The following is a 9,999-nucleotide window of genomic DNA, read 5'->3' as shown; positions in this document are numbered from 1 at the left end:
CCGTCGAACGCCTGCGGGCTGGTCACCTCGTGCAGCAGGTGCAGATCGATGAAGAGAAGGTCGGGCTCGCCTTCCGCGCGCCGGACGACATGATCGTCCCAGACCTTCTCCGCGAGTGTCCGTCCCATCGCTTTCCCTCCGGCCGGCCGCATTGCCGGCCTTGCTCGTCCGTGCGCGATGCCGGCAGAAATCCCCTTGCCGGGCCGTAACGCCGGGCCCTGGTAGAGGGCCACACCTACAGATTGACGACTTCCCCGGAAAATTGAACTTGCGTTTCACAGTGTGAGACGCGAGTATCGTTGCATGGACAACTCTAGCGGCGTCGGCGTTCTCGACAAGGCAGCTCTGGTTTTGAGCGCCCTGGAGTCCGGTCCGGCCACCCTCGCCGGGCTGGTCGCGGCGACAGGGCTTGCACGGCCCACGGCCCACCGTCTGGCCGTGGCTCTGGAACACCACCGGATGGTGGCGAGGGACATGCAGGGCCGGTTCATCCTGGGCCCACGGCTCTCCGAGCTGGCCGCGGCGGCCGGCGAGGACCGCCTGCTGGCCACGGCGGGACCGGTGCTCACGCATCTGCGCGACGTGACCGGCGAGAGCGCGCAGCTCTATCGCCGGCAGGGCGACATGCGGATCTGTGTGGCGGCGGCGGAACGGCTGTCCGGACTGCGGGACACCGTCCCGGTCGGCTCCACGCTCCCCATGAAGGCGGGCTCGGCCGCCCAGATCCTGATGGCCTGGGAGGAGCCCGAGCGGCTGCACCGCGGTCTGCAGGGCGCGCGCTTCACGGCCACCGCCCTGTCCGGCGTACGGCGCCGCGGCTGGGCCCAGTCGATCGGCGAGCGGGAGCCGGGCGTGGCCTCGGTCTCCGCCCCCGTACGCGGCCCCTCCAACCGCGTGGTGGCGGCCGTCTCGGTCTCCGGCCCGATCGAGCGGCTGACCCGCCATCCCGGGCGGATGCACGCCCAGGCGGTCATCGACGCGGCGGCCCGCCTCTCCGAGGGCCTGCGCCGCAGCGGCTGACCCGGCTCCCGACGGCCCCGTCCCGCGAACCTGCGGGCCGGGGCGCCGACGGGCCGACGGGCACCGCCGCCGCTCTGGCCGGCGGCCGCCCGCTCAGGCTGCGGCCGGTCCGCGTCCCGCCCCCGCGCGACGGCCGACGAACGGCGCCGCCCGGCCCGCATTCCGGCATCTGGACATAGGCCCTCGGGCACGAGCCCGCCGGGACGACAGAGGTCCCGCGCCATGCCTGCGCACACCGCCCCTCGGCTGCCCTGGGCGCAGCAGGCGGCGCAACTCGCCGTCGTCGAGCTGGTTTTGGGCGAGGGGTTCGCCGCCCCGCGCGGAGGAGGCGGTGGCGGCGGTGACGCTGCCCGTGCGGCACGAGCCGGGGCTGCTGAGCCTGCTGCCGACGGGCCGAGGCGTAGGAGCCAACAAGGGCTACCGAAGCGGCAGTTGACGCGGAAGAGCCCCTCGCATGAAGCGAGGGGCTCTTCCTTGTGGTACCCCCGACCGGATTCGAACCGGCGCTACCGCCTTGAGAGGGCGGCGTGCTAGGCCGCTACACAACGGGGGCAAGTTTTCCTGCAGTTGAGCCTGTCGCGAGGACACGCTGCGCTGGGCTACCAGGACTCGAACCTAGACTAAATGAACCAGAATCACTCGTGCTGCCAATTACACCATAGCCCATGGTGGTTTAGACCAGTACCCCCGACCGGATTCGAACCGGCGCTACCGCCTTGAGAGGGCGGCGTGCTAGGCCGCTACACAACGGGGGCCCTAGCGATCCTGCATGAGTGACAGTGGGTGCGACCCGGACTGTCCCCCTGGGAAGGATCTGTACCCCCGACCGGATTCGAACCGGCGCTACCGCCTTGAGAGGGCGGCGTGCTAGGCCGCTACACAACGGGGGCTTTGCAGATAAGCTCTGCGAGCTGGCCTACCAGGACTCGAACCTAGACTAACTGAACCAGAATCAGTCGTGCTGCCAATTACACCATAGGCCATCAAAGCGCAACCCCCCGGAGGGGGCTTGATTTGATCTGCGCCTCCCGGCCCGGCCTTTCGGCCCTCTCGGGCGGCGCAGGAAGAACATTACCTGATCGTGGACGGCGCACCAAAACCGATAACTCCGCGCAACAGCTCGGGGAGCTCCGCCAGACCCGCGATCCGCCGCACCCCTGTCGGCGGCTCCTCCCCGGTGTCCGTACGGTCCAGCCATACGGCGGCCAGGCCCGCGTCCCGGGCGCCGAGCGCGTCGATGTCGAGCTTGTCGCCGACGTAGAGGACCTCGGCGGGCGTTAGGCCGAGCGCCTTACAGGCACCGGCGAACGCCTCGGCGGCGGGCTTGGCGTGCCCCAGTTCATCAGCGCAGAGCACCGCCTCGAAGCGTCCCCGGATCCCCAGGGCGGCCAGCTTGCGCTCCTGGTGGGCGGTGGCGGAGTTGGACAGCACCGCCTGCCGGACCAAGGGGGCCAGCGCCTCCAGTACGGGCAGCGCGTCCGGGAAGAGCTCCCAGCACGCCTCGTAGTGGGCGACGTACCGGCCGAACCAGGCGTCGGCCTCGGCGTCGGACAGCGGCAGGCCAAGAAACGTCCGGGCGCGCGCCCTGCGGTGATCGAGAAACCCGAGCTCACCGGCGAGGAAGCGGGCGAACTCGGTCTCCATGGCGTGCTGCCAGCGCGCGAGTGCCGCCTCCTCACCGCCGTAGGTGTCCAGGAGCCCTTCGGTCCGCAGATGCCGCAGCACGCCGGCCCGGTCCGACCCGGTGTAGTCGAAGAGGGTGTCGTCGAGGTCCCAGAGGACGGCGCGCAAGGGGGTCTCGGCCCCGCCGCGGGGCGGGGTGCGGCCCGGTACCGGGGCGTGCGGGCCCTCGGTGCGCGCGGTCATGGTCAGCCCTCCTGGTGCCGGTGGAGCCATTGTGCCCGCAGCGACCGGCCCCCGTCCCGGCATATACCGAGGCCCGGACGCCGTGGTGGCTTCCGGGCCCTGGTGGCGGTGCGGGTCAGCCGGGCAGCTTGGCCAGTGCCGCGTCGATCCGCTGGAGGGTGCGCTCCTTGCCGAGGACCTCCAGGGACTCGAAGAGGGGCAGACCGACCGTGCGGCCGGTGACCGCCACCCGGACGGGGGCCTGGGCCTTGCCGAGCTTGAGGCCGTGCTCCTCGCCGGCGGCCAGGACGGCCTCCTTGAGGAGGTCGGGACCGGAGGTCCAGTCGGCGGCGTCGAGCTTGGCGCGGGCCGTGGTGAGCAGCGCGACCGGGTCGCCCTTCATCGCCTTCGTCCAGGAGGCCTCGTCCTCGACCGGCTCCTTGAGGAAGAGGAAGTCGACATTGGCGGTGATCTCGGAGAGGACGGTGAGGCGGGTCTGCGCGTGCGGGGCGATGGCCCGCCAGGCGGCCTCGTCGAAGTCCTCGGGGGCCCAGTTGGCGTGCGGGGCCTTCAACCAGGGCTCACAGGCCGTGATGAAGTCCGCCACGTCCAGCTGCCGGATGTGGTCGGCGTTGATCGCCTCGGCCTTCTTCAGGTCGAAGCGGGCCGGGTTGGCGTTGACGTCCGCGATGTCGAACGCCTCGATCAGCTCGGACACCGAGAAGATGTCCTGGTCGGCGGAGAAGGACCAGCCGAGCAGGGCAAGGTAGTTGAGCAGGCCCTCGGGGAGGAAGCCGCGCTCGCGGTAGAGGTTGAGGGACGCCTGCGGGTCGCGCTTGGAGAGCTTCTTGTTGCCCTCGCCCATGACGTACGGGAGGTGTCCGAAGGCCGGGATCTCCTTGGCCACGCCCAGCTCGATCAGCGCCTGGTAGAGGGCGATCTGGCGGGGGGTGGAGGAGAGCAGGTCCTCGCCGCGCAGCACGTGGGTGATCCCCATCAGGGCGTCGTCGACGGGGTTGACCAGGGTGTACAGCGGGGCGCCGTTGGCGCGGACGATGCCGTAGTCCGGGACGTTCTCCGGGGTGAAGGTCAGCTCGCCGCGCACCAGGTCGGTGAAGGTGATCGGCCCGCCGGGCATCCGGAAGCGGACGATGGAGGTGCGGCCCTCGGCTTCGTAGGCGGCCTTCTGCTCGTCGGTCAGCGTGCGGCACGTGCCGTCGTAGCCGGAGGGCCGGCCGGCCTTGCGGGCGGCGTCGCGGCGGGTGTCCAGCTCTTCGGTGGTGCAGTAGCAGTGGTAGGCGTGGCCGGCGGCGAGCAGCTTGTCGGCGACGTCCCGGTAGATGTCCATGCGCTGGGACTGGCGGTAGGGCGCGTGCGGGCCGCCGACCTCGGGGCCCTCGTCCCAGTCGAAGCCGAGCCAGTGGAAGGAGTCCAGCAGCTGCTGGTAGGACTCCTCGGAGTCGCGGGCCGCGTCGGTGTCCTCGATCCGGAAGACCAGGGTGCCCTTGTGGTGCCGTGCGTAGGCCCAGTTGAACAGGGCGGTACGGATCAGGCCGACATGGGGGTTACCGGTCGGGGAGGGACAGAAACGGACGCGGACGGGGGTCGCGTTAGCCACGCTTGATCACCTTGTTGGTGAGAGTGCCGATGCCTTCGATGGTGACGGCGACCTCGTCGCCGACGTTGAGGGGGCCGACCCCGGCCGGGGTGCCCGTGAGGATGACGTCGCCGGGGAGCAGGGTCATCGCCTCGGTGATGTGGACGATCAGGTCCTCGACCGGACGGACCATGTCGCTGGTGCGGCCGAGCTGGCGCTGTTCGCCGTTGACGGTGCACTGGACGGCGAGGCCGGCGGCGATGTCCGCGGGCTCCAGGCCGGTCTCGACCCAGGGGCCGAGCGGGCAGGAGCTGTCGAAGCCCTTGGCCCTGGCCCACTGCTTCTCGCGCTGCTGGACGTCGCGCGCGGTGATGTCGTTGGCGCAGGTGTAGCCGAGGATGACGTCCTTGGCGCGCTCGCGGGGCACCTCCCGGCACATCCGGCCGATGACGACGGCGAGCTCCGCCTCGTGGTGCACCTCCTGGGAGAAGGAGGGGTACCCGATGGGGTCGCCGGGGCCGATCACCGAGGTGGACGGCTTGAAGAAGGTGACCGGCACGTCCGGGACGGCGTTGCCCAGCTCGGCGGCGTGCTCGGCGTAGTTGCGGCCGATGGCCACGACCTTGTTGGGCAGGACGGGCGGCAGCAGCCGGACCTTGTCGAGGGGGACCTTTTGGCCCGAGCGCTCGAATTCGGCGAAGGGATGTCCCTTGATGACGTCGAGTTCGTCGCCTTCGACGACGCCGAATCCGACGTTGCCGTCGATGGAGAATCTGGCGATGCGCACGGGTTGCCGCTGCCCCTCATTGATCACTGGCCGGAGTTGACACTCCAGGCTATCGCGGGGCCGCTGCCGCTCCGTCGCTGCTTTACGCCGACACGTCCTGCGTGGGGGCGACCATCAGGACGGTCCGGCGGGGGTTGGCGGTTTGCGTCGGCAGATCGACGGAGTGCTCCGCGGCCTCGGTGCCGAGCTCCTCGGCGTCGTCGAGGTGGGCCAGGGTGGTGCGCCGCGGGTTGGCTATGTTGCGGAACATCGTCGTCTTCACTGCTGCGTGCCTCGCGTCATCAAGAGTTCGGGAACGGTCCTGCCCACAGCTGTCTTGTCGCTCCGGGCAACTGTGTAAAGCGTCAGGCTATGCACGCTATTCCCGTCGCCGTGCGGGAGAACGCGACGATCTTCCTGTGAGTTTGCTCACGACCTGTGCGACAAATGCCGCAATTCCCTTGATCAACATCCCTGGGCGAATCGGACAATGACGGATTGAACCGCACGTTCCGCGCCCGATCACCGCACCTGGGACAGCGGATACGGGCGGTCGACTCGCGGATAAAAGTCCGTTATCGGCGGCCGAAACTTCTACAAGTCGTGACGCGGTCCGTACATTGCGTCACCCAAGTCACAGTGCACGACTCCGCTCTTGTTGGAGATCCTGCACTGTGCTGGAATTCCACGGACCGCCGCACGTTTCAACCGGCGCGCAGGGCGCAACGTAGCGCCGCGCGGTGGTGCCGCTCTCTCTGCCAGGGAGGGCAGCCCGCCGGTCACTCACGACCGCCATGGGGGACTTCAGCGGTCCCCCATACGACTCGACACCGTCCCGCCGCGGCGGGACGCCTGGTCCAGAGGTTGCGACGCTAGTGCAGGGACGTTTCAAGAGGGATGGCAGCGCTGCGGCGGACCCGGAGCTCCGCGGCGGGACCGACCGCGGCTCCTCGCCCCAGCGCGCCCAGAACCATGCTTCCGCCGGGGGCACCGTGCCCACCGACGGGGGCGGCCAGGCGCCGGGCAATGACGCCGCGGACGGCGGCAAGCCCAAGGGGTCGAAGGGGACCGGCGGGCCCGGTTCGCGAATAGCGCTGCGCAACTGGCGCATCAGCACCCGCCTGGTCTCCCTGCTCGCGCTTCCCGTGGTCGCCGCGACCACGCTGGGCGGCATGCGCATCGCCACGTCGCTGGACAACATCGACCAGCTCGACAAGATGCAGCTGCTCACCGAGATGACCCGGCAGGCGACCGAGCTCGCCGACGCGTTGCAGGTGGAGCGGGACAAGTCGGCCGGTCCGCTGGCCGGCAGCGGCAACACCAAGGACGACGCGAACGTCGTCGCGCCCCGTGAAGAGACCGACCGCGCCAAGCTGAAGTTCAACCAGGCCACCGGCGACATCCAGGGCCAGGACGCCACGATGGCCGGTGTCCGCGCGACCGTCCTGGAGATCGGCCGGCAGCTCAACACCCTCAACGAGATCCGCGCCAACGCCTACAAGGACGGCGACAACTCCGCGCGGACCGTCACCAGCTACGACCAGCTGATCAACTCGCTGCTGTCGCTGTCCCAGGACATGGCGCAGGCCACCAGCAACCCCGAGATGATCCGCAGTACCCGTGCGCTGGCGGCGTTCTCGTCGGCCAAGGAGTACGCGTCGATCCAGCGCGCGCTGGTCAGCGCCGGCCTCGCCCACGACGGCGGCCCGCAGCTGTCCGCCAACGACCGGCTGGCCGGCCGTAACGCCGAGGACAGCGAGAAGGCCGCCCGGGACCGCTTCTCGCAGATCTACACCAACAACGCCGGCGCGCTCACCCGCGGTCTGGACGGCAACAACGACGAGATCAAGGCCGCGGTCGCGTTCGCGCACCGCTCCTTCGCCAGCGCCACCGGCATCCGCAGCCAGGACATCCGGTACCTCGACTGGTACGACTCCGACACCGTCAAGATCGACGAGATGTCGCGTATCGAGACGACGCTGCTGTCCGAGATGGAGCAGAAGGCCCGCGAGCTGCGCAACGAGGCCACGCAGACCGCGATCATCAGCGGTGCGCTGATCCTGCTCGTCCTCGGCGTCTCGCTGGTCGGCGCGTTCGTCGTGGCGCGGTCCATGGTCCGCTCGCTGCGCCGGCTGCAGGACACCGCGCAGAAGGTCGCCCAGGACCGGCTGCCCGAGCTGGTCAAGCAGCTGTCCGAGTCCGACCCGCAGGACGTGGACACCTCCGTCGAGTCGGTCGGTGTGCACAGCCGGGACGAGATCGGCCGGGTGGCCGCGGCGTTCGACGACGTGCACCACGAGGCGGTCCGCCTCGCCTCCGAGCAGGCGCTGCTGCGGGGCAACGTCAACGCGATGTTCACCAACCTGTCGCGCCGCTCGCAGGGCCTGATCCAGCGTCAGCTCTCGCTGATCTCCGAACTGGAGTCCCGCGAGGCCGACCCGGACCAGCTGTCCTCCCTCTTCAAGCTCGACCACCTCGCCACCCGCATGCGCCGTAACGGTGAGAACCTCCTGGTCCTCGCCGGCGAGGAGCCGGGACGCCGGTGGACGCGGCCGGTGCCGCTGGTCGACGTCCTGCGTGCCGCCGCCTCCGAGGTGGAGCAGTACGAGCGGATCGAGCTCAACGCCGTTCCGCAGACCGAGGTCGCGGGCCGGGTCGTCAACGACCTCGTGCACCTGCTCGCCGAGCTGCTGGAGAACGCCACCTCGTTCTCCTCCCCGCAGACCAAGGTCAAGGTCACCGGCCACGCGCTGCCCGACGGCCGCGTCCTGGTCGAGATCCACGACACCGGTATCGGTCTGTCCCCCGAGGACCTCTCGGCGATCAACGAGCGGCTGGCCAGCCCGCCGACGGTGGACGTCTCGGTCTCCCGGCGCATGGGCCTGTTCGTGGTCGGCCGCCTGTCCCTGCGGCACGGCATCCGTATCCAGCTGCGGCCCTCCGACTCCGGCGGCACCACCGCGCTGGTCATGCTGCCGATCGACGTCGCCCAGGGTGGCAAGAAGCCGGCGCCCGGCAACGCCAAGGGCGGCGGCGGTGACCACGGCGGCACGCCGTCCAGCCGACTCGCGGGGCTCCAGCCGCGCGGTCAGGTCGGTTCGGGTCCCTCGGCCGGCGGGCGCCCCGCGCTGCCCGGCCGCGGCGGTCCCGGCGGCGGTGCGGCGAACGCCTTCGGTGCCCCGTCCGGCCGTACGGCACCGCCCGGCGCGGGATCCGCGGGGGGCCAGGGCGACGCCCGCCCGTCCGCCGGCCGTCCCGGCGCCGCGCGTCCCTCGCTGCCCACCCGCGGCCAGGACAACGGCCCGGCGTCCACCGTGGCCCCGCCCACCGGCGCACCGCGCCGCGAGGAGCGTCCGCAGCTGCCGGCGCGGGGTGCCGCGGCCGAACTGCCCGGCGGCCCGCCCGCCGGCGACCAGGGCGGCCAGGGAGCACCGCAGCAGGGCGGTACGAGCTGGGGCGCGCGCCGTGAGCGCGGCGGCTCCGACGACTGGCCGCTGACGCCCCGCGAGGCCCAGGACCAGCCGCGCGGCCACGAGGAATCGGCCGCCAGCAGCACCGGCAGCTTCGAGCGGCCCGCTCCCGGCGGCGGCCCCGGTGACACCGCGGCGTTCGCCCGTCCCGACTTCAACGCGCCGCCGCCCGCCGCGGACGAGTCCCGCAGTGGGCGCGACCCGCAGGGTGCGGGCAACGGGCGCGGTGACACGGGGCAGTTCCCCCGGCCGGAGCGCGAGTCGGCCCGCTACGAGACCGGTGCGTACGAGACGACGGGCGAGTACCAGCGTCCGGACGGCGACACCGGGCAGTACCGGCGTCCCGACAGCGACACGGGGCAGTACGAGCGGCCCGGCAGCGACAGCGGCCAGTACGACACCGGCCAGTACGAGCGGCCCGGCAGCGACGGCGGCCGGTACGACACCGGCCGCAACCGCCGCCCGGACGCCGACCGTGCCGCGTACGCCGACGAGCCGCAGAGCACGGGGCAGTTCCCGGTGCAGCAGCCGCAGGACGGCGGTGCGCAGTCCGCCGACGTGCTCGGCGGCGCGGACGCCGGCCCCGGCGACGGCCGTACGCCGATCTTCGACACCATCGAGTCCAACTGGTTCAACCACCCGGCCGCCGCCGCTGCCGGTGTGCCGCCCCAGGGCACCGAGGCCGAGGCGTCCGACCTGCCGCGGCGGGGGGCCGCGCAGGACGGTGCCACACGCTCGGAGACCCCGGCGAACGGCACGGAGCGCACCCCGGCCGAGTCCTCGCAGTGGCGCAGTTCGCCGAACGACGAGACCTGGCGGCAGGCGGAGCAGATCCGCCAGCCCGCCGCGGGCGGTGTCACCACCTCGGGGCTGCCCCGCCGGGTCCCGCGCGCGAACCTCGTCGCGGGCACCGCGCAGCAGCAGGCCGACCAGAGCGGGCCGCAGGTCTCCCGGGCGCCCAGTGACGTCCGGGGACGGCTGACCAATCTCCGTCGGGGAATCCAGCAAGGCCGGCAGGCCGGGACGTCGTCCACCGGCACCCACGGCATTGTCGATCCCACTCACCAGCAGGAGCGTTAGTTGAGTCCGATGAGCCAGGCGGCGCAGAATCTGAACTGGTTGATCACCAACTTCGTGGACAACACCCCCGGGGTGTCGCACACGGTGGTGGTCTCCGCGGACGGTCTCCTCCTCGCCATGTCCGAGGGCTTCCCCCGCGATCGTGCCGATCAGTTGGCGGCGGTGGCCTCCGGCCTGACCTCGCTGACCTCCGGAGCGTCCCGCATCTTCGAGGGCGGGAG

The 9,999-nt window shown here is 71.3% G+C and carries 7 protein-coding genes and 5 tRNA genes; 3 read left to right on the top strand and 9 right to left on the bottom strand.

What is annotated here, in order from left to right; genetic code table 11:
• Positions 1–303 precede the first annotated feature (303 nt).
• Positions 304–1,020, top strand: coding sequence for an IclR family transcriptional regulator NdgR (ndgR, locus tag EST92_RS28815; protein ID WP_006602884.1), 717 nt, complete (start codon positions 304–306; stop codon positions 1,018–1,020).
• Between the two features lie 477 nt (positions 1,021–1,497).
• Here the strand turns inward: ndgR and EST92_RS28810 are convergent.
• The 9 genes from EST92_RS28810 to EST92_RS31730 form a co-directional block, all read right to left on the bottom strand.
• Positions 1,498–1,573 (bottom strand) — tRNA-Glu (locus tag EST92_RS28810).
• A 41-nt stretch (positions 1,574–1,614) separates the two neighbouring features.
• A tRNA-Gln gene (locus EST92_RS28805) sits at positions 1,615–1,686 on the bottom strand.
• A gap of 16 nt (positions 1,687–1,702) precedes the next feature.
• Positions 1,703–1,775, bottom strand: a tRNA-Glu gene (locus EST92_RS28800).
• A gap of 62 nt (positions 1,776–1,837) precedes the next feature.
• Positions 1,838–1,910, bottom strand: a tRNA-Glu gene (locus tag EST92_RS28795).
• Between the two features lie 21 nt (positions 1,911–1,931).
• Positions 1,932–2,003 (bottom strand) — tRNA-Gln (locus EST92_RS28790).
• Between the two features lie 88 nt (positions 2,004–2,091).
• Entirely contained in the window at positions 2,092–2,886 is a 795-nt protein-coding gene (locus EST92_RS28785) for an HAD family hydrolase (RefSeq protein WP_129283643.1), read from the bottom strand.
• A 115-nt stretch (positions 2,887–3,001) separates the two neighbouring features.
• Positions 3,002–4,483 carry a glutamate--tRNA ligase gene (gene gltX, locus EST92_RS28780; protein ID WP_129283642.1) on the bottom strand — a complete coding sequence of 494 codons (1,482 nt, stop codon included), beginning with the start codon at positions 4,481–4,483 and terminating at the stop codon, positions 3,002–3,004.
• The gene (locus EST92_RS28775) at positions 4,476–5,249 is read right to left on the bottom strand and encodes a fumarylacetoacetate hydrolase family protein (RefSeq protein ID WP_129249559.1); all 774 of its coding nucleotides are present in this window, start codon (positions 5,247–5,249) and stop codon (positions 4,476–4,478) included. Before EST92_RS28775 ends, gltX begins: the two co-directional genes overlap by 8 nt.
• An 82-nt stretch (positions 5,250–5,331) precedes the next feature.
• Positions 5,332–5,499: a hypothetical protein gene (locus tag EST92_RS31730; protein WP_174244164.1), complete on the bottom strand. Its 168-nt coding sequence runs from the start codon at positions 5,497–5,499 to the stop codon at positions 5,332–5,334.
• A gap of 604 nt (positions 5,500–6,103) precedes the next feature.
• On the opposite strand from EST92_RS31730, the gene EST92_RS28770 reads away from it, so the two are divergent.
• On the top strand, positions 6,104–9,778 hold the full coding sequence (locus tag EST92_RS28770; protein ID WP_129283641.1) for a nitrate- and nitrite sensing domain-containing protein: 3,675 nt from the start codon (positions 6,104–6,106) through the stop codon (positions 9,776–9,778).
• 9 nt (positions 9,779–9,787) lie between these two features.
• The coding region (locus EST92_RS28765; RefSeq protein WP_343283813.1) for a roadblock/LC7 domain-containing protein at positions 9,788–9,999 on the top strand (212 nt) is incomplete at its 3' end.

Origin of the sequence: Streptomyces sp. TM32, assembly GCF_004122755.1 — a bacterium.
GTDB lineage: Bacteria > Actinomycetota > Actinomycetes > Streptomycetales > Streptomycetaceae > Streptomyces > Streptomyces sioyaensis.
The sequence above is the reverse complement of the archived record's forward strand: the minus strand, read 5'-3'. Positions and strand labels throughout refer to the sequence as shown.

Bases quoted from the DNA above. Each gene is read 5' to 3' on its own strand.
- ndgR (WP_006602884.1), top strand. From the start codon at position 304: ATGGACAACTCTAGCGGCGTCGGCGTTCTCGACAAGGCAGCTCTGGTT.
- EST92_RS28785 (WP_129283643.1), bottom strand. From the start codon at position 2,886: ATGACCGCGCGCACCGAGGGCCCGCACGCCCCGGTACCGGGCCGCACC.
- EST92_RS31730 (WP_174244164.1), bottom strand. From the start codon at position 5,499: ATGTTCCGCAACATAGCCAACCCGCGGCGCACCACCCTGGCCCACCTC.